This window comes from Micromonospora marina, from assembly GCF_900091565.1.
GTDB classification, from domain to species: domain Bacteria; phylum Actinomycetota; class Actinomycetes; order Mycobacteriales; family Micromonosporaceae; genus Micromonospora; species Micromonospora marina.
The window spans coordinates 25,115-45,196 of the sequence record NZ_FMCV01000019.1 but is presented as its reverse complement, the minus strand read 5'-3'; the positions used below and the strand labels follow the sequence as shown (position 1 = coordinate 45,196).

Annotated in this window: 21 protein-coding genes; 12 read left to right on the top strand and 9 right to left on the bottom strand. The window is 73.5% G+C overall.

Going from position 1 to position 20,082, the window contains the following annotated elements:
• Positions 1-18: 18 nt before the first annotated feature.
• Entirely contained in the window at positions 19-957 is a 939-nt protein-coding gene (locus GA0070215_RS20285; RefSeq protein ID WP_208600388.1) for an NAD(P)/FAD-dependent oxidoreductase, read from the bottom strand.
• Between the two features lie 101 nt (positions 958-1,058).
• Here GA0070215_RS20285 and GA0070215_RS20280 point away from each other — a divergent pair, with 101 nt between their 5' ends.
• Positions 1,059-1,283: a DUF3072 domain-containing protein gene (locus GA0070215_RS20280; protein WP_026267773.1), complete on the top strand. Its 225-nt coding sequence runs from the start codon at positions 1,059-1,061 to the stop codon at positions 1,281-1,283.
• 2 nt (positions 1,284-1,285) lie between these two features.
• Here the strand turns inward: GA0070215_RS20280 and GA0070215_RS20275 are convergent, their stop codons facing one another.
• Entirely contained in the window at positions 1,286-1,786 is a 501-nt protein-coding gene (locus GA0070215_RS20275; RefSeq protein ID WP_018784955.1) for a metallophosphoesterase family protein, read from the bottom strand.
• An 83-nt stretch (positions 1,787-1,869) separates the two neighbouring features.
• The gene (locus GA0070215_RS20270; protein ID WP_091048596.1) at positions 1,870-3,684 is read right to left on the bottom strand and encodes a glycoside hydrolase family 15 protein; all 1,815 of its coding nucleotides are present in this window, start codon (positions 3,682-3,684) and stop codon (positions 1,870-1,872) included.
• 112 nt (positions 3,685-3,796) lie between these two features.
• On the opposite strand from GA0070215_RS20270, the gene GA0070215_RS20265 reads away from it, so the two are divergent.
• Complete coding sequence (locus GA0070215_RS20265; protein WP_026267772.1) at positions 3,797-4,384, top strand: general stress protein; 588 nt, start codon at positions 3,797-3,799, stop codon at positions 4,382-4,384.
• A 47-nt stretch (positions 4,385-4,431) separates the two neighbouring features.
• On the opposite strand, the gene GA0070215_RS20260 is transcribed toward GA0070215_RS20265, so the two are convergent.
• Positions 4,432-5,016, bottom strand: a complete 585-nt coding sequence (locus GA0070215_RS20260) for a DUF1684 domain-containing protein (RefSeq protein ID WP_091048593.1) — start codon at positions 5,014-5,016, stop codon at positions 4,432-4,434.
• Between the two features lie 113 nt (positions 5,017-5,129).
• Here GA0070215_RS20260 and GA0070215_RS20255 point away from each other — a divergent pair, with 113 nt between their 5' ends.
• Together GA0070215_RS20255 and GA0070215_RS20250 are read left to right on the top strand one after the other, a co-directional pair.
• Complete coding sequence (locus GA0070215_RS20255; protein WP_018784951.1) at positions 5,130-5,612, top strand: MarR family winged helix-turn-helix transcriptional regulator; 483 nt, start codon at positions 5,130-5,132, stop codon at positions 5,610-5,612.
• Positions 5,613-5,623: 11 nt separating this feature from the next.
• On the top strand, positions 5,624-6,610 hold the full coding sequence (locus tag GA0070215_RS20250; protein ID WP_018784950.1) for a pirin family protein: 987 nt from the start codon (positions 5,624-5,626) through the stop codon (positions 6,608-6,610).
• 125 nt (positions 6,611-6,735) lie between these two features.
• On the opposite strand, the gene GA0070215_RS20245 is transcribed toward GA0070215_RS20250, so the two are convergent.
• Positions 6,736-6,936, bottom strand: coding sequence for a DUF397 domain-containing protein (locus GA0070215_RS20245; protein ID WP_018784948.1), 201 nt, complete (start codon positions 6,934-6,936; stop codon positions 6,736-6,738).
• Positions 6,927-7,733 (bottom strand): helix-turn-helix domain-containing protein, encoded by an 807-nt coding sequence (locus tag GA0070215_RS20240; RefSeq protein ID WP_279616572.1) that lies wholly within the window; start codon positions 7,731-7,733, stop codon positions 6,927-6,929. The genes GA0070215_RS20245 and GA0070215_RS20240 overlap by 10 nt, the downstream gene beginning before the upstream one ends.
• 304 nt (positions 7,734-8,037) lie before the next feature.
• On the opposite strand from GA0070215_RS20240, the gene GA0070215_RS20235 reads away from it, so the two are divergent.
• From GA0070215_RS20235 to GA0070215_RS20225, 3 genes are all read left to right on the top strand, one after another.
• Positions 8,038-8,379 carry a hypothetical protein gene (locus tag GA0070215_RS20235; RefSeq protein ID WP_091048768.1) on the top strand — a complete coding sequence of 114 codons (342 nt, stop codon included), beginning with the start codon at positions 8,038-8,040 and terminating at the stop codon, positions 8,377-8,379.
• Between the two features lie 122 nt (positions 8,380-8,501).
• Positions 8,502-8,993 carry a glycine-rich domain-containing protein gene (locus GA0070215_RS20230; RefSeq protein WP_091048589.1) on the top strand — a complete coding sequence of 164 codons (492 nt, stop codon included), beginning with the start codon at positions 8,502-8,504 and terminating at the stop codon, positions 8,991-8,993.
• 17 nt (positions 8,994-9,010) lie between these two features.
• Entirely contained in the window at positions 9,011-9,787 is a 777-nt protein-coding gene (locus tag GA0070215_RS20225; protein ID WP_167361536.1) for a protein kinase family protein, read from the top strand.
• A 27-nt stretch (positions 9,788-9,814) separates the two neighbouring features.
• Here the strand turns inward: GA0070215_RS20225 and GA0070215_RS29580 are convergent, their stop codons facing one another.
• The gene (locus GA0070215_RS29580) at positions 9,815-9,943 is read right to left on the bottom strand and encodes a hypothetical protein (RefSeq protein ID WP_018784943.1); all 129 of its coding nucleotides are present in this window, start codon (positions 9,941-9,943) and stop codon (positions 9,815-9,817) included.
• A 135-nt stretch (positions 9,944-10,078) separates the two neighbouring features.
• On the opposite strand from GA0070215_RS29580, the gene GA0070215_RS20220 reads away from it, so the two are divergent.
• Positions 10,079-11,668, top strand: a complete 1,590-nt coding sequence (locus tag GA0070215_RS20220) for a phospholipase D family protein (RefSeq protein ID WP_091048585.1) — start codon at positions 10,079-10,081, stop codon at positions 11,666-11,668.
• Here GA0070215_RS20220 and GA0070215_RS20215 read toward each other — a convergent pair.
• The gene (locus GA0070215_RS20215; protein WP_018784941.1) at positions 11,617-12,354 is read right to left on the bottom strand and encodes a hypothetical protein; all 738 of its coding nucleotides are present in this window, start codon (positions 12,352-12,354) and stop codon (positions 11,617-11,619) included. The two genes, GA0070215_RS20220 and GA0070215_RS20215, sit on opposite strands and share 52 nt — an antisense overlap.
• 335 nt (positions 12,355-12,689) lie before the next feature.
• Between GA0070215_RS20215 and GA0070215_RS20210 the strand changes: the two genes are divergently transcribed.
• On the top strand, positions 12,690-13,511 hold the full coding sequence (locus GA0070215_RS20210) for a SigB/SigF/SigG family RNA polymerase sigma factor (RefSeq protein ID WP_091048582.1): 822 nt from the start codon (positions 12,690-12,692) through the stop codon (positions 13,509-13,511).
• Positions 13,512-13,645: 134 nt separating this feature from the next.
• Positions 13,646-16,153, top strand: coding sequence for an ATP-dependent helicase HrpB (gene hrpB / locus GA0070215_RS20205; protein WP_091048579.1), 2,508 nt, complete (start codon positions 13,646-13,648; stop codon positions 16,151-16,153).
• Between the two features lie 4 nt (positions 16,154-16,157).
• On the opposite strand, the gene GA0070215_RS20200 is transcribed toward hrpB, so the two are convergent.
• Positions 16,158-16,883 carry a PP2C family protein-serine/threonine phosphatase gene (locus GA0070215_RS20200; RefSeq protein ID WP_091048574.1) on the bottom strand — a complete coding sequence of 242 codons (726 nt, stop codon included), beginning with the start codon at positions 16,881-16,883 and terminating at the stop codon, positions 16,158-16,160.
• A 213-nt stretch (positions 16,884-17,096) separates the two neighbouring features.
• Between GA0070215_RS20200 and GA0070215_RS20195 the strand changes: the two genes are divergently transcribed.
• Both GA0070215_RS20195 and GA0070215_RS20190 read left to right on the top strand, forming a co-directional pair.
• On the top strand, positions 17,097-19,703 hold the full coding sequence (locus tag GA0070215_RS20195) for a glycoside hydrolase family 9 protein (RefSeq protein WP_091048571.1): 2,607 nt from the start codon (positions 17,097-17,099) through the stop codon (positions 19,701-19,703).
• Positions 19,704-19,756: 53 nt separating this feature from the next.
• Entirely contained in the window at positions 19,757-20,077 is a 321-nt protein-coding gene (locus GA0070215_RS20190) for a DMT family transporter (RefSeq protein WP_018784936.1), read from the top strand.
• Positions 20,078-20,082 lie beyond the last annotated feature (5 nt).

Below are 20,082 nucleotides of genomic sequence, written 5' to 3'. Positions count from 1 at the left end.
CGTCCGGGGCGGCGGCAGTCAGCCCAGCCGGGCGGCGAGCGCGCGGCCCAGGTCCCGGCCGGAGCGCCAGGCGGTCTGCACGCGGGGGCGACCGAACGCGTCACCGGCCAGGCCGATCCCGTCGTCGTCCAGGTGGAACGTCGCCTCCCCGGCGTGCGCCGCCGGGGTCGCGTACGTCCAGCGGTGCACGTGCGTCGACACCGCCGGCTCGGGCAGTCCGAGCAGGTCGCGGACCGCCTGCTCGATCGCCGCACGGGCGGCGGTGGGCTGGCGCAGGTGCCCGGCGGCGAACTCGGCGGTGGTGTGCGCGACGAGCACCGGCGCGCCGTCGCCGCGGCGATCACCGTCGTCGCAGACCAGGCTGAGTACGGGGTGGCCGTTGACGAACGCGCCATGGAAGTCCGCCCAGCGGCGGGCCGGGAAGTGCAGCACCCCGGTCAGCGCCGACGACCAGCGCTGCGCGGCCGCCGCCCGGGTCGCCTCGGCCAGCGCCGGGTCCAGCAGCAGCGCGGCCTGCGGGCCGGGCATGGCGAGCACGACCGCCTCGGCCTCGGTGCCGTCCACGCGAGGGCCGGGCTCGACCGTCATCACCAGGCGGTCGTGCGTCACCGGCAGGCCCTCGGCCAGGTGTTCGACGAGCGAGCGCAGCCCGCGCGGGGCGGCCCAGCGCATCGGCCCGCTGACCTGCCTTCGGCCGCCCGGCCCGTACGCGACGAGCGTGTCGGTCCACTCCCGTGCCAGTCCGGCGGCCCGCCACCGCTGCACCACGGCGGCGAAGTCCGGGTCGTCCACGGTGAGGTACGCGGCGCCCAGGTCGGCCGGGCGGCCGTCGAAGCGCTTGCTGGCCATCCGCCCGCCGGTGACCCGGGCCCGTTCGCGCAGCCGTACCGGGACACCGGCCCGCGCCAACTCGGTCGCGCACGCCACCCCGGCGATGCCCGCACCGACCACCACCACGCCCGCCCGCTCCGCCGTCACCAGGTGATCGTAGGCGGCGGGCGGCATGAACCCGCCGGGCCGGGGGTAGTGGTACACCTGTTCGAGGAGAGGTGATCAGCATGGCCGACCGCGCCAGCACCAACGGCAGGAACGTGAACCCGGACGCCGCCGTCAAGGATCCGGACGACTGGGTCACCGGCGACGAGCCGCCCACCGCCGCCCAGGAGTCGTACCTGCACACTCTGGCCCAGGAGGCGGGCGAGCCGGTGCCGGAGGACCTGACCAAGGCCGAGGCGTCCCGGCGGATCGACGAGCTCCAGGCGGAGACCGGCCGGGGCCGCTGAGGTCAGCGCGGGGGCAGGCGGTGCAGCTCGACCCGGTCGAGCCGCCCCGCCGCCACCCGGGCGGTCAGGTAGGTCGCGTACGGCTGCGCCCGCCGGTCGGTGGGTGAACCGGGGTTGAGCAGGCGCAGGCCGCCCGGGGCGACGGTGTCCCAGGGGATGTGCGAGTGCCCGAAGACGAGCAGGTCGCGGTCGCCGTACGCGGCGGCGCAACGCTCCTCGCGGCGGGTCTTCGGGCCGGTCTCGTGCACCACGGCGACGCGCAGGCCGTCCAGCTCGGCCCGGGCCACCTCGGGCAGCCGGGCGCGCAGCGCCGGGCCGTCGTTGTTGCCGTACACGGCGATCAGCCGGCGCGACCGCGTCTCCAGCGCGTCCAGCAGCGCCACGTCCACCCAGTCCCCGGCGTGCACCACCACGTCCGCGGCCTCCACCGCCGCCCAGAGCGGCGCCGGAAGATCCCGCGCCCGCTTCGGCACATGGGTGTCCGCCATGATCACGAGTTCCACCCCCTCATCCTCCCCCACCCGCTCCCTTCCCGAGACGATCATGATGTTGACGGCACCCAGGGAGATCGACTTCGCCGTCAACCTCATGATCGACGCGAGGAGGCGGCGGACTGGGGGGCGGGAGCGCGGGCGGCGGCGTCCGTTATGCGGCCGGCGGCGGTGATCAGACCGATGTGTGAGTACGCCTGCGGGAAGTTGCCGACCTGCTCGCCGGTGACCGGGTCGATCTGCTCGGTGTACAGGCCGAGGTCGTTGGTGCGGGCGGCCAGGCGTTCGAACAGCCGCCGGGCCCGGTCCAGCTCCCCCGCCTCAGCCAGGCAGGCGACCAGCCAGAACGAGCAGATCACGAACCCGGCCGGGTCGCCGTCGAAGCGGAGGAGCAGCCCGTCGCGGGACAGCCGCCGCTCCAGCACGTCCATCGTGGCGCGCATCCGCGGATCGCCCGCCGGCAGGAAACCGACCAGCGGCATGACCAGCACCGAGGCGTCCAGGTCGTCGGAGTCGAACGCCCCGGTGTACGCGCCGACCCGCTCGTTCCAGCCACGGGTGAGCACCGCCGCGCGTACCTCGTCGCGCGCGGCGGCCCAGCGCGCCACGTCGGCGGGCTCGCCGATGCGGGTGCCGAACCGGACGGCCCGGTCCAGCGCGGTCCAGCACTGCACCTTCGACGACACGTAGTGCCGCTCCGGGCCACGCCCCTCCCACATCCCCGCGTCGGGCCGACGCCAGCCGCGCCCGGCCTGGTCGGCGAGCGTGCGCAGCAGATCGCGGACCTCGGGCGACATGGGGTCGAGGTAGTAGCGCATCAGCCAGGCGGCGTCGAGCACCTCGCCCAGAACGTCGTTCTGCCGCTGCCGCCAGGCGTCGTTGCCGACGAGCACCGGGCGGCTGTGCTCGTACCCGGCCAGGTGGTCGAGGTCGTGCTCGGTGAGGTCCCGCTCCCCCTCGACGCCGTACATGACCGGCACCGGCTCGTCGCCGATCCGGCCCATCGCCCGCGCCACCCAGGTGAACTGCCGGTCCGCCTCGTCCGGGCAGGCGGCCCGCCACAGCGCCTGGAGGGTGAGGCTGAAGTCGCGCAGCCACACGTAGCGGTAGTCGTAGTTGCGGTCGCCGCCGAGCCGCTCCGGCACCGAGGTGGTGGCCGCCGCGACGACGGCGCCGCTGGGTGCGTACGTCATGCCCTGCACCGCGAGCGCGCTGCGCCGCACCTCGTCGCGGTACTCGCCCTGGTAGTCGTGCAGCGCCGACCACGACCGCCACCCGGCGACCGTCTCGGCCACCACCTCGGCGGCGTCCGGCAGCGCCGGGGCGGCGCCGGTGTACGCCGGGGCGTACCCGAGGGTGAAGCGGTGGGCGCTGCCCGCGCGGGCGGTGAACCGTCCGGCGGCGGCCCCCTCGACGAGGGTCAGCGGAACGTCGGCGCGCAGCTCCAGCCGGTGGGCGCCGGCGGCGGCGGCCACCACACCGTCGCGTTCGGACAGGTAGGCGCCGACCCGGCCGTACTCGAAACGCGGCACGTAGTCCACGCGCATCGGCACCTCACCGGTGAGCCCTTCGACCAGGCGGGCGAGCACCCGGGGCGAGCGCTTGCCGATCTCGTGGCCGCGCGCGCCGGGCTCCAGCGCCAGCGCGTCGGTGACGGCGACCGCGCCGGTCGCCGTGGTGAAGACGGTACGCAGCACCAGCGAGTCGTCCAGGTAGGACCGGCTACTGGTGGCCGCGCCCTCGGGGCGGATTTTCCAGTACCCGGCATCCTCGTCGAGCAGGCGCCCGAACACCGACGGCGCGTCGAACCGGGGCGGGCACCACCAGTTGACCGCGCCGTCGGTGTCGACCAGGGCCGCGCTGCGCCCGTCGGCGAGGAACCCGTGCTCGCTGATCCGTCGGGTCGGCACGACAGTGCCTACCCGGCCCGGGTGCCGCCATGCCTCGCCACAATCGGTCCCGGTCGGCGCGTTACCGCTGCCCGGCGGCGGGAACGCGGCGAGTTGACGAAGGAGGATGCTCATGACCAGACCCTCGACTCCGACCGCGGCCTGGCAACCCGGAATGCCGGGCAGCGACAACCTCCCGTCCGGCCCGGGCGGTCGCCCGACCCCGCCGAGCGGGGACGGGCACGGCCCGCACGCCGGATCGCCGACCGTCACGATCGGCTCGTACCCGGACTATCCGTCCGCCCAGCGCGTGGTGGACTATCTGGCGGACAACCGGTTCCCGGTGGAACGTACCTCGATCGTCGGTACGGACCTCACGCTCGTGGAGACCGTGATGGGACGGCTCACCACGGGCCGGGCGGCCCTGCTCGGGGCCGGCACCGGCGCCTGGTTCGGTTTGTTCATCGGGTTGCTGTTCGGCATCTTCACCGCCGGGAACTGGCTGGCGGTGATCCTGGTCGGGCTGGTGATCGGTGCGATCTGGGGTGCGGTGTTCGGCGCGGTCGCGCACGCGATGACCGGTGGGCAACGTGACTTCACGTCGGCCAGTTCGCTGCGGGCCGCCCAGTACGCGGTGACCGTGGACGCGGAGCTGGCCGGTCAGGCCCAGCAGATGCTCAGCCGGATGCACCTGACACCGACCGGCGCCACCGCCCGCTGACCGGCGGTACGCGACGCGAGGGAGGCCCCGCCGGGGCCTCCCTCGCGTCAGTGGTACGCCTGTTCCCCGGCCCGCAGCGGCACGTCCACCCGGTTCTCCGGCGGGGCCAGCGGGCAGGCCCACCTGTCGTCGTAGGCGCAACTGGGGTTGTAGAGGTAGTTGGCGTCCAGGCGGACCCGGCCGCCGGGCAGCACGGTCAGGCCGCGGCCGAACGTGCCCTTGACCGTGTCGGTGAGGTACCGGCCGCCGCCGTACGATCCGTCGCCGCAGGTGCCGTCGCGCAGCGGCAGGAACAGTCCGCCCCCGTACGCCTCGATCCACCAGAGCGTCAGCGGCCCCCACGGCGTCTCGGCGACCGCCACCCGCCGGTACGCGACCACCCCGTCCGGGCCGCCGGTGTCGATGCGCAGCTCGCCGGAGGCCTGGCGCAACGGCGCCTCCACCACCGCCGACGGGTCGGGCGGGTACCAGCGCAGTCCGGTGAAGCCGGGCCGGTCGGCGGGCGGCACCGGGCTGCTGGGGTGGGTGCGGAACAGCTCGTCGCGCGCGGCCCGGAACCCGGTCAGGTCGAGGTCGGACAGGTAGAGCCGGGCCACCCGCTCCCGCCAGTCGAGCAGGTCGAGATCGTCCATCCCCAGACCCTAGCCGAGCCACCCGTTCAATTTTCGAAGAGTCGACCGAGCCTGGCCTTCCGCACGCGCCAGGAGCACTTGTTTAGATTTTAACTAGTGCTACTCTCGGAGTCGTGACGGAGAGCCTGAACGCCGAGCGGACGGCCTGCTGGCGCGCGTACATCGAGTCGAGCCAGCGGCTGTTCACCCGGATCGAGGACGACCTGCGCGCCGACAGCGACCTGAGCTTCGCCGACTACCACGTGCTGGTCCTGCTCTCCGAGGCACCCGGCCAGCGGAGACGCATGGGTGAGCTGGCCGACCGGCTGGTGTTCTCGCCGAGCCGGCTGACCTACCAGATCACCACGATGCGCAAGCGCGGCCTGGTGGCAAAGGAGGCCTGTCCGGCGGACCGGCGCGGCAGCGAGGCCGTGCTCACCGCGGCCGGCCTGCTCGCCCTGCGCGAGGCCGCGCCGCACCACCTGCGCTCCGTCCGCGCCCACCTGATCGACGACCTCGACGACGCCGAGGTCGCCTGCCTCACCCGGGTCTTCGAGCGGCTCGGCCGGCGCCTGCGCGCCGACCACACCGCGTCGTCCACCCCGGCCGACAAGTAGGGAGCCCCGCGATGCCCGCGATCACCGTCGACGACGTCCTCGTCCTGCCCCGCCTGCCGCAGCTCGGCGAGGCCACCGAATACCGCCCGGTCCGCCGGGTCACCACCGCCCCCAGCGGGTACGAGGGCGAAGGCTTCCCGGTCCGCCGGGCTTTCGCCGGGGTGCCGATGACCGAGCTGGACCCGTTCATCCACCTCGACCAGATGGGCGAGGTCGACTACGCGCCGGGCGAGCCGAAGGGCACCTCCTGGCACCCGCACCGCGGCTTCGAGACGGTGACCTACATGATCGACGGGATCATGGACCACCAGGACTCGACCGGGGGCGGCGGCACCATCACCGACGGCGACACCCAGTGGATGACGGCCGGCAGTGGCCTGCTCCACATCGAGGCGCCGCCGGAGCACCTGGTGACGAGCGGCGGGCTGTTCCACGGCCTGCAGCTCTGGGTCAACCTGCCCAGCGTCGCCAAGATGAGCGCGCCCCGCTACCAGGACATCCGCGGCCGGGAGTCGGCGCTGCTGACCACGCCCGACGGTGGCGGCCTGATCCGGGTCATCGCCGGCGAGGTGGCCGGGCACCAGGGTCCGGGCTCGACGCACACGCCGATCACCATCGCGCACGTCACGTTGCAGCCCGGTGCCGAGCTGAGCCTGCCGTGGCGGTCGGACTTCAACGCGCTGGTGTACGTCCTGGCCGGTCGTGGCACCGTCGGCACCGACCGGCGGCCGATCCACCTCGGCCAGCTCGCCGTGCACGGGCCCGGTGAGGCGCTGCGGATCACCGCCGACCGGACGCAGGACTCCAACGCCCCGGCGCTGGAGCTGTACCTGATGGGCGGCCGGCCGATCCGCGAGCCGGTGGCGCACTACGGCCCGTTCGTGATGAACACCCGCGCCGAGCTGATCCAGGCGGTCGAGGACTTCCAGGCCGGTCGGCTCGGAGTGATCCCGACCGGGCGGGTGCCGCACACCGACGGCCAGGGCGACCGGCCCTGACCTGCTCCGGGCGCCCCGGTTCGCCGGGGCGCCCGGCTCCCCCTCCACCGCCTACTCGCGGTCGGTCACGGTGTTCGGCGACGGCGACCCCCCCGGCGTGAGTGAGGGCTTTCGTCTGTGCTGGGTCAGCCGACCGGACCGATGCGCTTCGCGAGGTCTACGAAGCCTTGCCAGACAGCCGGCTTGAAGACGAGCGCCGACCCTGCCGGGTCCTTGGAGTCCCGCACGCCGACGATGCCGGGCAGGTTGTCCGCCACCTCCACACAATTACCGCCGCCGGAGCCGCTGCGGGATGACTTGCGCCAGTGAGCGCCGATCAGGTCCACGAGTTCACAACTTCCTTCATCAGCTCGATCGAGTGGCGGCGGGGCAGGGCCTCGTTGCGGACCGTCTCCCACCTCGTCATCAGAGTATCCACATCGGCTGGTTTCTCGATGACCACCCCGCCGAGCTGGTTCTCCATCTCCCCTAGCCACGTGTGCTCTGGCGAGCGCGCGAGACTGAAGGGCCCAGTCAAGCCGACGTGCATACTGATGTCGTCTGGCAGTACGTGCACGCTGATGTTCGGTCGTTCCGCGAGCGCTATCAAGTGCTTTATCTGGGCCGCCATGACTTGCCGGAAGTCCTCGCCCGCCCGGCGTAGCACCGCCTCGGCGATGACGGCTATGAACTGCGGCGCGTTACCCCCGGTGAGGATCACTTGCCGTTCCATCCGATCGGCTAGCCTGCGGTCGACCTCGTCATCGGTGAGCGTGTCGTCGCATCGGATGACGGCGCGCGCGTAATCCGCCGTCTGCAGCAGGCCGGGGACGAGCGACGGTTGCCAGCACCGGAGCTGCGTAGCGGTGCGCTCCGCGTCGAGCCAAGGCAGAAACCACGACGGTACGCCCAGCTTCTCCACCATGCGCTCAAACATCCCGCCCGTGGTGAGAGCCCGGTCGCCGCCCTTGATGAAGTCCATAGTGAGGGCACGCGTTCCGCCTTCCACCGCGCTGACGTGCGAAGCGCTGAAGCCTGCGGCCCGCCCGAACGCCTCTTGCGTCATCCCGGCCGCCCCTCGGGCCCGGCGGATCTCGGTGACGATGAACAGCGCGAGCGGGTGCGGCAGGGTAGCGGCCTCCACACCAGAGTGTCACCAGCGGAACCGCTTGCGGAGCACAAGCCGGGGGCGGAACCGGGCGGAGCCGTCCCGGGAAGGGGCGGGGCGGCTCCGCACGCTCATCGACCCGAAGGAGACCACTCGTGCGAGTCCGTTTCTGGCACCGTGACCCCGATTCGCCGAGGCCCGGCCCGCGCCCGGCACCACAGCGCCCGGCTTGGGCCACCGCCCCGACCGACGTCTTCCCGACCACGTGTCCCGGCCGCGCCGGCAACCTGACACCGGCCCAGATGTACCGGGCGAACGGGGGCCGGTCGTGATCTCGTCCATGCTGCCGTTCCCGTCCCCCGGCCCCACACCTGACCGGCCGCGCTACCGAACCGAGACGGTCCCGCCGCACACACCGCTGCGCCCGGTGTGGGCGTGCCGGTCGTGCGGCAACCCGTGGCCGTGCCCGGACGCCCGCCTGCTGCTCCGGGCCGAGTACGAGGACAACCCACCGGGCCTGTCGATCTACCTGACCGGGCTGATGTTCGAGGCGATGCGCGACCTGTATCACCTCAACCCGCACGACGGGCAGAGCCCGCGCGAGATGTTCGACCGCTTCGTCTCCTGGGGTCCGTTCCGTAAGCCCGCAACCGAGCCGAGGCCGTCGGCTGATCGCGCATAGATTCCCGCCTGCTGCCGGCCCGACCAAGCGGCGACGGACGGGTGCACAAGCACCACCCCCGCACAGGAACCATCGGAGCGGACATCCATCTCCGCACAACGAGAGCACCGGAAGGGACCGCAATGACTGTCACCACAAGCACGTCGGCGACGATCGCCGCCGACCCTCAAACGCTGGTCGACGCCGAGACGTTCGGCAAGCTGGTCGACTACTTCGCCGCCGACACGTACGTCACCCGGGCCTACGCGGAACAGGCCGTCGAGCAGTTCCTGATCTTCTTGAAGGCGCATGCCGACAACGTGACGAGCGAGGGCTTCGGGATGCCGTTGCCGGACGGGTCGATCGGTCGCGTCGTGCCGACCCTCCCGGTCGACGCCGTATGGCACTCCGTGCTGCAGCACACCGTCCCGTACGCCGCCGCGTGCGAGCAGATCGCCGGAGGCTTCGTCCACCACATCCCCGTCCTGACCGAAGGGATGATGGACGGCACCGCTGCGACCTTCACGCTGGCGGCCCTGCACAAGACCGGCTTCCGGGTCGACACGGAATTCTGGTACGGCGAGGCCGAGTCGTGCTGCCCGCCCAACCCGCCGCAGGCCGGCGGCGGCAGGTAACTCCCGAGAGGTAACCCATGCGCAGCGAATGGTCTGCTCTGCCCAAGGGGGTAAGGACCGAGATCGCCGAGCGAGTCGGCGGTGTCGTCGCCGTGAACCCGGCTCCGACGGGCAACCATGCGGAGATCGCATCGACCGTCGTCGGCTCGTCCGGCAAGGTCTTCGTCAAGGCCGCCTCGAACGGGCTGGGCGTACAAACGCTGCGCTACGAGCTGGTGGCGACCAGAGCGGTCAACTGGTTCCCGCCGGCCGTCCTGTGGCACTTCGAGTGCAACGGCTGGTTCGTGGTGGGGGTCGAACATCTGGACGGCCCTCACCCCGACCTGGCTCCCGGAAGCCCGGACCTGGATCTCCTCCAGGCGGCCCTGAAGGCCCTTCAAGACACACCGGCCCCGACCGGAACCTGGTTCACCCCGGCCGGCCGCCTCGGACTCGCCCTTCCGGAGATGGAAGGCGGGGCGCTCGTCCACTCCGACATGAACCCGACCAATCTCATTCTGACCTCGGGCGGCCTACGGATCGTCGACTGGGCATGGATGACCAAGGCCGCCGCATGGGTGGAGCTGGCTCTACTCGCGCCGTGGTTGATCGGCAGCGGCCACAGCCCGGCGCAGGCCGAGGAGTGGCTGGGCCAATTTCCCGCGTGGTCCTCCGTCCGCAGCATGGTTCTCGACTCCTTCGCCGCCGTGAACGCCGCGAAGTGGAAGGCCAAGGCCGAGCAGAACAATGACGGATGGATACACGACCTCGCGGCCTGGATGGGCCAATGGGCCGACCACCGGAGCCGGCCCTGACCTGCTCCGGGCGCCCCGGGCGCGGCCTCAGGACACGGCGAAGATGCCGGCCACCCCGAGGATCACCATCAACAGGACCGCCACCAGCGCACCCCGCTCCCCCTCCACCGCCTGCCGGTGGTCGTCGGTCACGGTGTTCGTCGTCTCGGCGGGCATGCGGTGCCTCCTCGGTTCGCGATCCAGGGGTCCGGCGCACCCCTGACGCGTACCGACGCCGACCTGCTGCTCGACGTGCGGGGCCCTGCCGGGGGTCCTACCGTGTGAGGACGTCGTCGACCTCGGGGGTGAAGCGTGACTCTGCGGGACTGGTTCCTCACCGCACAGGAACGCGCCAACCCGGCATCTGAGTTACCCGTCTGGGCCGATGGAAACCTCGCCGAGCCGCTGATTCACGGTGCCGCGTACTTCGAACGCCTGGTCAGCGAGGTGGAGTCGCTCTCGGCGGGCGACCACCTGTTCTTCACCGACTGGCGGGGTGACCCGGACGAGCGGCTGCGCCCCGACGGCCCGACGGTGGCGCAGTTGTTCGCCCAGGCCGCCCAGCGCGGGGTGATCGTCAAGGGCCTGATCTGGCGCTCCCACCTCGACACGCTCTCCTACAGCGAGGCGGAGAACCGCGACCTCAGCGAGGCGATCGGCGCGGCCGGCGGCGAGGTGCTGCTCGACCAGCGGGTCCGGCGCGGCGGCTCACACCACCAGAAGCTCGTGGTGCTGCGCCGTCCCGGCGACCCGCGCCGCGACATCGCGTTCGCCGGGGGCATCGACCTGTGCCACAGCCGTCGCGACGACGCGAGCCACGCCGGCGACCCGCAGCCGGTCGGCATGTCGCCCCGGTACGGCCCCACCCCGCCCTGGCACGACGTGCAGCTCGCGGTGCGCGGGCCGGTGGTCGGGGCGCTCGACACCACGTTCCGGGAGCGGTGGACCGACCCGATGCCGCTGGACTCGGAGAACCCGATCGCGTACCTGCGGGACCGGCTGCGCGGCTCCGACCTGCGCCCGGACCCGTTGCCCGAGCAGCCCGCCGACCCGCCGCCCTGCGGGCCGCACCACGTGCAGGTGCTGCGCACCTACCCGGCGGTGCGGCCCCGCTACTCCTTCGCCCCGGACGGCGAGCGCACGGTGGCCCGCGGCTACACCAAGGCGGTACGCCGGGCCCGGCGGCTGATCTACCTGGAGGACCAGTACCTCTGGTCGACCGAGGTGGCGGAGTTGTTCGCGCAGGCGCTGCACGAGCATCCGGACCTGCACCTGGTGGCGGTCGTGCCCCGGCACCCCGACGTGGACGGCCGGCTGGCGCTGCCGCCGAACATGGTCGGCCGGGAGCAGGCGCTGTCGCTGTGCCACCGGGCCGCGCCGGAGCGGGTGCACGTCTTCGACGTGGAGAACCACGACGGCACGCCGGTGTACGTGCACGCCAAGGTCTGCGTGGTGGACGACGTCTGGGCCAGCGTGGGCAGCGACAACTTCAACCGCCGGTCCTGGACGCACGACAGCGAGCTGTCCTGCGCGGTGCTCGACGACACCCGCGACGAGCGGGCGCCGGTCGACCCGGCCGGGCTGGGCGACGGCGCCCGTGTGTTCGCCCGCGACCTGCGGCTGCGGCTGTGGCGCGAGCACCTGGACCGCGATCCCGGCGGCGCGCAGGACGACGACCTGCTGGACCCGGCGGACGCGGTGGCGGCGGTCACCGCGGCGGCCGACGAGCTGGACCGCTGGCACGCCGGGGGCCGGACCGGTCCCCGTCCGCCGGGCCGGTTGCGGCCGCACCGCCCGGAGCGGTTGCCCTGGCGTACGCGACTCTGGGCGCTGCCCGCGTACCGGCTGGTCTACGACCCGGACGGCAGGCCGCTACCGGCCCGGCGGGCCGGCACCTGGTGAAGGTCCGCCGGCTCGTGCGGCACGTCCGGGCGGGCCGGGTAGGCGAACGAGACCCGCGGCGAGTAGAAGCCCCAGCAGATGTGCAGCGGGTTGGCCGGCCGCAGCGCGTGGACCGGGTGCTCCGGCACCGGGAACTCCACCGACTCGACCTCGAACGGCGACACCGGCTCGGCCACATACGGGTAGTCGGTGACGATCAGCTCGCCGTCGTGGCGGGTGAGGTAGCGGTGGTGGCCGTAGTGCGCCGCGGTGCCGGTGTGCCCGACCCGGGCGGTGACCCGGATCAGCAGCGTGCCGTCGGCGGCGCGGGTCTCGGCGGTGAGCTGGTCGCCCCGCAGGTCGAGGCGGGTCTCTCCGGCCGCGGCCGGTACGCCTCGTGCGGCGGCGTACCGCCGGACCCGCTCGCTGGAGGCGAGGTAGTGCGTCCACCAGCCGCCCGGCGTCTCGCCGTCGGGCGGGTCCATGTCCGCCAGTGAGACTCCCAGGTAGGTCAGCGAGTACGCCCCGAAGCCCGAGGTCTGCGTCTCGTCGTCGACCACGTACTGGTTGACGAACACCTGGCGCTGCGGGTGCGGGCGCAGACCCGCGGGCAGCAGTGTGTCGACCGCGCCGGGGTCCGCCGGGAGCCAACTGAACAGCAGGGTCCGGGCGTTGATGACGAGCTGTGGCGCGGCGGGATCCAGCACGGTGCCTCCGTTGACGTGTCGCTACGGACGCTACGGGCGGGCCCGTCGGCGGGACAACGACAGAAAGGCGACACTTCGCCCGCCCTGTCGGATTCCACGTTGACCGGTCGGGGTACGACCGAGGCCGACCGGTCGACGTCATCCGCCGCCCCGCCGAGCGTGATATCGACCCATTCACTTCCCTTTCTGGCCACTTACACCTTAAGTGCATCGTACTTTCGGCTAGATTTCCGCAGGACGATCGGGCTATGGTGACTTCCGAACGTACGACCGACACCTAAACCTAAGCGTCACGTCTTTTTTCTTCCGTGGACGAGGTGCAGGGAGGAACACCCATGACCGCTCCCACGATCAGCGCCCCGGCGACCGCGCCGGCCGCCTCCGCGAAGCTCGACCCCCGCTCCCTCACCGACAGCGCCGCCGACCTGCTCGCCGCGATGGCCGCGCTGCCCGCCGACCACCCGTCCCGGCCGGCGCTGCGCGACCGCGCCATCGAGGCGTGGCTGCCGCTGGCGAACCACCTGGCCCACCGCTACAGCGGCCGGGGCGAGCCCAACGACGACCTGGCGCAGACCGCGGCGATCGGCCTGATCAAGGCGATCGACAAGTTCGACCCGTCACGCGGCGTCGACTTCGCCGGCTACGCCATCCCCACCATCATCGGCGAGCTGAAGCGCCACTTCCGCGACCGCACCTGGGACATCCGGGTGCCGCGCCGGCTCCAGGAGCTGCGCCTGGCGATCTCCGACGCCAACAGCACACTGCTCCAGACGCTCGGCCGCTCGCCGACGGTCGCCGACATCGCCGCCCACCTCAAGCTCACCGAGGAAGAGGTGCTGGAGGGCCTGGAGGGCGCCCGCGCGTACAACGCGGTGTCGCTGTCCACCCCGACCGGCGACGGCGAGCGGGCCACCGAGCTGGGCGACCTGCTCGGCGGCGAAGACGGCGAGTTCGAGCTGGCCGAGATGCGGGTGGCCCTCGGCCCGGCGCTCGCCACGCTCGACCAGCGCGAGCAGAAGATCCTCACGCTGCGCTTCTACGGCAACCTGACCCAGTCGCAGATCGCCGAGCAGATCGGCGTCTCGCAGATGCACGTGTCCCGGCTCCTGGCCCGGGCCCTCACCAAGCTGCGCGGGCAGCTCGACGGGACGTACTAGCAAGGAGGGCGGCGGCCGGGTCGGCGGACCCGGCGCGGCGGCCCACCCGGCCCGGTCGGCGGTGCGCCGGCCGGGCCGTTCCGCGTCCCGGGGGTGACGCGGACCGTCCGGCGGCGCGGTGCGAGAGTGGGCCGGTGCTCGCCGACATCCCGCTCGACCTGCCGGTGCGCCCGGTCCTGCCGGCGCTCGTCGGCGCGCTGCGCGAGCGCGGCGCCGCCGTCCTGGTGGCGCCGCCGGGCACCGGCAAGACCACCACCGCGCCGCTCGCCGTCGCCGACGCGGTCACCGGCCGCGTGGTGATCGCCCAGCCTCGGCGGGTGGCCGCCCGCGCCGCCGCGCACCGGATGGCCGCCCTGCTCGGCGAGCGGGTCGGCGACCGGATCGGGTACGCGGTGCGCGGCGAGCGCCGGACCGGACCCCGTACCCGGGTCGAGGTGGTGACCACCGGCCTGCTGGTCCGCCGCCTGCACCACGATCCGGAGCTGCCGGGCGTGGACGCGGTCCTGCTCGACGAGTGCCACGAACGGCACCTCGACGCCGACCTGGCGCTGGCGTTCAGCGTCGAGGCCCGCGCGACGCTGCGCCCGGACCTGTGGCTGCTGGCGATGTCGGCCACTCCGCGGACGGACCGCTTCGCCGCGCTGCTCGGCACCGGCGGACCCGCCCCCGTGGTACGCGCCGAGGCAGCGCTGCATCCGGTCGAGCGGGTGTGGGCACCACCGCCGCGCCCGGTGACGCCGCCCGGTGCCGGGCGGGTCGATCCGGCGCTGCTCGACCACGTGGCCGCCACCGTGCGCCGGACGCTGCGTGAACGCGACGGCGACGTGCTCGTCTTCCTGCCCGGCGCGGGTGAGATCGCCGCCGTCGCGGGCCGCCTGGCCGGTCTGCGCGAGGTCGTGGTGCTGCCGTTGCACGGACGGCTGCCGGGGCCCGCCCAGGACGCGGCGCTCACCCCTGCCGCCGGGCGGCGCGTGGTGCTCGCGACAGCGGTGGCGGAGAGCAGCCTGACAGTGCCCGGCGTACGGGTGGTGGTGGACGCCGGACTGAGCCGGGTGCCCCGCACCGACCTGGCCCGAGGGCTGGGTTCGCTGGTCACCGTGCCGGTGTCGCGGGCGGGCGCCACCCAACGCGCCGGCCGGGCCGGACGGGAGGCCCCCGGGGCGGTCTACCGCTGCTGGTCGGAGGCGACGCACGCGCGGCTCGCCCCGCAGCCCGAACCGGAGATCGCCACCGCCGACCTGACCGGGTTCGCGCTGGAACTGGCGGCCTGGGGCACACCGGACGGCGCCGGGCTGGCGCTGCCCGACCCACCGCCGCCGGCCGCGCTCACAGTGGCGCGGGAGACGCTCACCACGCTCGGCGCGGTGGACCACGACGGCCGGATCACGGCCCGGGGGCGGGCGGTCGCAGCGGCCGGTACGCATCCCCGGCTGGCACGGGCTCTGCTGGACGGTGCTGTCCGGGTGGGCGCCGAGCGGGCCGCCCAGGTGGTGGCGATCCTCGGCGAGGACACGCTGGGCGGCACGGGAGACGACCTACCCGCCCGCTGGCGGCGACTGCGTGACGGCGCCGACCCGGCCGCCACCGCGCGCTGGCGCACCGAGGTACGCCGCCTGCGCGCCGCCCTGCCCACCGACGGCGCGGACGAGCGGGAGCGTCTGCCGGACGATCTGGCCGCGGGGCTGCTCGCCGGGCTGGCGTACCCGGAACGGCTGGCCCGGGCGCGGCGGCCGGGCGGGTCCGCGTACCTGATGGCCGGCGGGACCGCCGCGGAGCTGGCGCCCGGGTCGGGGCTGGCCGGAGCGGCGTGGCTGGCCGTCGCGGTGGCCGACCGCTCCCCCGGCGCGCCCGCCGCCCGGGTGCGGCTGGCCGCGCCGATCGACGAGGCGACCGCCCGGGAGGCCGGGGCGGCGCTGCTGGACGCCGCACGGGAGGTGGCCTGGTCCGGCGGTGACGTGGTGGCCCGCGAGGTGGTCCGGCTCGGCGCTGTCGAACTGGTCGACCGGCCGCTCACCGCGCCGGACCCGGAGCTGGTCGCGGCGGCGCTGCTGGACGGGCTGCGGCAGGAGGGGCCGGGGCTGCTGCGCTGGACGCCGGACGCGACCGGGCTGCGCCGCCGGCTGGCGTTCTGCCGCCAGGCGCTCGGCGACGGCTGGCCGGACGTCTCCGACGCGGCGCTGCTCGCCCGCGCCGGGGAGTGGCTGGGCCCGGAGCTGGCCCGCGCCCGGCGCCGGGCCGACCTGCACCGGGTGGACGTGGCGGCGGCGCTGCGGCGGCTGCTGGACTGGCGGCAGGCGGCGCGGCTGGACGAGCTGGCCCCGGAGCGGGTGGCGGTGCCCAGCGGGTCTCGGATCCGGGTCGACTACGCCGACCCGGCCGCCCCGGTGCTGGCGGTCAAGCTCCAGGAGACGTTCGGCTGGCGGGACGTGCCGCGCATCGCCGACGGGCGGGTGCCGGTGCTGCTGCACCTACTTTCCCCCGCCGGGCGGCCGGTGGCGGTCACCGCCGACCTGGCGTCGTTCTGGCGCACCGGATATCCGCAGGTGCGGGCGGAGTTGCGCGGACGCTACCCGCGTCATCCCTGGCCGGAGGATCCGACCACCGCCGAGCCGACCCGGCGGGCGGCGCCGCGCCGGCGGTGACCGCCTACTCCTCGACGACGTCGGCGATCACGACGGTGATGTTGTCCGGGCCGCCGGCCCGTAGTGCCAGGTCGATCAGCCGGGTCGCGCAGGCGTCGCGTTCCGGCTGCTCGCTGAACACCTCGGTGAGCGTGTCCGCGCGCACCACGTTGGAGAGACCGTCGCTGCACAGCAGCCATCGGTCACCCACCCGGGGCACCATCGTGGCGTACGACGGGGACACCTCGTCGCCCTGCAACGCCTGGGTCACCACCGCGCGGCGAGGGTGGCTGCTGGCCTGCTCGGCGGTGATGACGCCCTGGTCGACGAGCATCTGCACGAACGTGTCGTCGCGGGTGACCTGCTTGAGCACGCCCTCGCGGTAGAGATAGGCCCGGGAGTCGCCGACGTGCGCCAGCGCGAGGCAGCTGCCGGTGCGGGCGAACAGCAGCGCGGTGAGCGTCGTGCCCATGCCCTGGCGCTCCGGGTCCTCCTCGACGGCCTGACGGATCCGCGAGGTGGCCAGTTCGATCCCGCCCTGGAGCGCGGCGACGAGGGCGTCCTCCGGCGTCTCCACGTCCAGCGGGACGATCGCGTCGATGGCGATGCGGCTGGCCAGGTCGCCGGCCGCCATGCCGCCCATGCCGTCGGCGACCGCGACGAGCCAGGCGCCGGCGTGCTGTGCGTCCTGGTTGCCGCTGCGGATCAGCCCACGGTCGCTCGCTCCGACGGAACGAAGCTTCAGGGTCATGGGTCGCAGCCTGCCAGGTCGAGGGCTCGGATGTCTCTAGGAGATCACTGACATCGTACGTGGCGCGCCGAATCCCGCCGCGCGCGGGCGCGCAGCCCTCATCGGGCCGGATCGATTGACAGGGACGGAACGCGGTGGAAACATCGGGCTGATATTGGGAGCGCTCCCAGCTTCCGGTCTCCCCCACCACCCCCGAGCACGGAAGGAACATCCGTGACCCGATCCCGTCGTCGGCTCGCCGCGCTCGCGGCCACCACGCTGGCGCTCACCGGCCTCACCGCCGGCCCGGCGAGCGCCGAGGTGCCGCCGGACGCGCCCGAACAACTCCGCAACGGCGACTTCAGCGCCGGTGTCTCACCCTGGTTCTCGTACGGCACCGGCGACCTCGCGGTCGTCGACGGCCGCCTCTGCACCTCCGTGGCGGCGGGCACCGCCAACCCGTGGGACGCCGGCATCGGCCAGGACGCGGTGCCGCTGACCCAGGGCGCCGAGTACGAACTGTCCTTCGACGTCTCCGCGACCCCCGGCGCGGCCGTCAAGGCCGTGCTCCAGCTCGGCAGCGCCCCCTACACCACGTACGCCAGTGTCGACGCGACAGCCACCGGCACCGCGCAGCGCGTCACCACCACGTTCACCTCCCCGGCCGACAACCCCACCGCCCAGCTCATCTTCCAGGTCGGCGGCAGCGCCCAGGCGCAGACCTTCTGCCTGGACGACGTGTCGCTGCGCGGCGGGGAGCCGGCGCCGCCGTACGAGCCGGACACCGGGCCCCGGGTGCGGGTGAACCAGGTCGGCTACCTGCCCGGCGGGCCCAAGCACGCCACCGTCGTCACCGAGGCCACCGAGGCGCTGCCGTGGCAGCTCAAGTCGGCCGGCGGCGCGGTAGTCGCCAGCGGGCAGACCACGCCGCGCGGCACCGACGCCGCCTCCGCGCAGAACGTGCAGACCGCCGACTTCTCCGCGTACCGCACGCCGGGCACCGGCTACACGCTGACCGTGGACGGCGAGACCAGCCACCCGTTCGACATCTCCGGCGCGCTCTACGACCGGCTGCGCGCCGACTCGCTGCAGTTCTTCTACGCCCAGCGCAGCGGTATCGCCATCGACGGCGACCTGATCGGCGAGGAGTACGCCCGCCCGGCCGGCCACCTCGGCGTCGCGCCGAACCAGGGCGACACCGACGTGCCGTGCCAGGCCGGCGTCTGCGACTACTCGCTGGACGTGCGCGGCGGCTGGTACGACGCGGGTGACCACGGCAAGTACGTCGTCAACGGCGGCATCGCCACCCACCAGCTCCTGAGCACCTTCGAGCGGACCAAGACCGCGGAGACCGCCGACGGCGGTGCCGCCCTGGGCGACTCCACGCTGCGGCTGCCCGAGCGCGGCAACGACGTGCCGGACGTGCTCGACGAGGCCCGCTGGGAGCTGGAGTTCCTGCTGCGCATGCAGGTGCCGGCCGGCAAGCCCCTGGCCGGGATGGTCCACCACAAGATCCACGACCGGAACTGGACCGGCCTGCCGCTGCAGCCCGAGGACGACCCGCAGCCGCGCGAGCTGCACGCGCCGTCCACCGCCGCCACGCTGAACCTGGCCGCCGTCGCGGCGCAGTGCCAGCGGCTGTACGCCCCGTACGACGCCGCGTTCGCCGCGCGCTGCGGCACCGCCGCGAAGACCGCGTACGCGGCGGCCAAGGCCAACCCGGCGATCTACGCCCCGGCCAGCGACAGCACCGGCGGCGGCGCGTACGACGACACGAACGTCACCGACGAGTTCTACTGGGCCGCGGCGGAGCTGTGGCTGACCACCGGCGACAAGGCGTACCTGGCCGACGTCACCGGCTCGCCGCTGCACACCGCCGACGTGTTCGCCCCGAGCGGCGCGTTCGGCTGGCAGAGCGTCGCCGCGCTGGGCCGCCTCGACCTGGCCACCGTGCCGAACACGCTGCCGGCCGCGGAGAAGACCCGCATCCGCGAGTCGATCACCGCCGCCGCCGACAGCTACCTGGCCACGATCGCCGGCCAGGCGTACGGGCTGCCCTTCCCGGGCAGCGCCGACGCGTACGTCTGGGGCAGCAACAGCAACCTGGTCAACAACGCGATCGTGCTGGCCACCGCGTTCGACCTGAGCCGGGACGCGAAGTACCGGGACGGCGCGGTGCAGGCCGCCGACTACCTGTTCGGCCGCAACGCGCTGAACATGTCGTACGTGACCGGGTGGGGCGAGCAGCACGCCCGCAACCAGCACAGCCGGATCTTCGGCCACCAGCTGAACCCGGAACTGCCGCGCCCGCCGGCCGGCTCGCTCGCCGGTGGCCCGAACGCCGCCCTGCAGGACCCGTTCGCGGCGAACCTGCTCGCCGGATGCGCGCCGATGTTCTGCTACATCGACGACATCAACTCGTACGCGACGAACGAGGTGGCGATCAACTGGAACTCGGCGCTGGCGTGGCTCGCGTCGTTCCTGGCCGACCAGGGTGACGCCGGTGCGGTGCCGGCGCCGTCCTGCGCGGTCGCCTACACCACGCACGGGAGCTGGCCGTCCGGCTTCACCACCCAGGTGACGGTGCGCAACACCGGCACGACGGCGGTGAACGGGTGGAACCTGCGCTGGGCGTTCCTCGGCGACCAGAAGGTGAGCCAGGCGTGGTCGGCGCAGCTCGGCCAGAGCGGCGCCACGGTCACCGCGAAGAACCTGCCCTGGAACGCGAAGCTGGCGCCGGGCGCGTCCACCACGTTCGGCTTCAACGGCACCGCGTCCCGCTTCCCCAACCCGGATCCGGGGCTGGTCACCCTGAACGGCAAGGCCTGCACGGTCTCCTGACCGGCTTTCCCGCTCCGACCGGGCGCCATCGCAGGACCGGGTACGGTCCTGCGATGGCGTACCTGTTCCTGCTCGGCGCGATCACCGCCGAGGTGATCGGCACCAGTCTGCTCAAGGCCACCGACGGCTTCACCCGGCTCTGGCCCACGCTCGGCCTCGCCGTGGCGTACCTGTCCGCGTTCGGGCTGCTCTCGCTCGCAGTGAAGGACATCCCGGTCGGCGTCGCGTACGCGGTCTGGTCCGGCCTCGGCACCGCCGCCATCGTGGCGATCGGCGCGGCGTTCCTGGGTGAGCCGCTGAGCGTGACGAAGGTGGTCGGGGCGGCACTCGTCATCGCCGGGGTGGTGGTGCTCAACCTCGGCGGCGCGCACTGAGCGCG

What these genes read in the sequence shown, in the direction of transcription:
- GA0070215_RS20235 (WP_091048768.1), top strand. Translation starts at nt 8,038, where the DNA reads ATGCTGCCGTTCCCGTCCCCCGGCCCCACACCTGACCGGCCGCGCTAC.
- GA0070215_RS20280 (WP_026267773.1), top strand. Translation starts at nt 1,059, where the DNA reads ATGGCCGACCGCGCCAGCACCAACGGCAGGAACGTGAACCCGGACGCC.
- GA0070215_RS20225 (WP_167361536.1), top strand. Translation starts at nt 9,011, where the DNA reads ATGCGCAGCGAATGGTCTGCTCTGCCCAAGGGGGTAAGGACCGAGATC.
- GA0070215_RS20200 (WP_091048574.1), bottom strand. Translation starts at nt 16,883, where the DNA reads ATGACCCTGAAGCTTCGTTCCGTCGGAGCGAGCGACCGTGGGCTGATC.
- GA0070215_RS20260 (WP_091048593.1), bottom strand. Translation starts at nt 5,016, where the DNA reads ATGGACGATCTCGACCTGCTCGACTGGCGGGAGCGGGTGGCCCGGCTC.
- GA0070215_RS20190 (WP_018784936.1), top strand. Translation starts at nt 19,757, where the DNA reads ATGGCGTACCTGTTCCTGCTCGGCGCGATCACCGCCGAGGTGATCGGC.
- GA0070215_RS20230 (WP_091048589.1), top strand. Translation starts at nt 8,502, where the DNA reads ATGACTGTCACCACAAGCACGTCGGCGACGATCGCCGCCGACCCTCAA.
- GA0070215_RS20250 (WP_018784950.1), top strand. Translation starts at nt 5,624, where the DNA reads ATGCCCGCGATCACCGTCGACGACGTCCTCGTCCTGCCCCGCCTGCCG.
- GA0070215_RS29580 (WP_018784943.1), bottom strand. Translation starts at nt 9,943, where the DNA reads ATGCCCGCCGAGACGACGAACACCGTGACCGACGACCACCGGCAGGCG.
- GA0070215_RS20265 (WP_026267772.1), top strand. Translation starts at nt 3,797, where the DNA reads ATGACCAGACCCTCGACTCCGACCGCGGCCTGGCAACCCGGAATGCCG.
- GA0070215_RS20210 (WP_091048582.1), top strand. Translation starts at nt 12,690, where the DNA reads ATGACCGCTCCCACGATCAGCGCCCCGGCGACCGCGCCGGCCGCCTCC.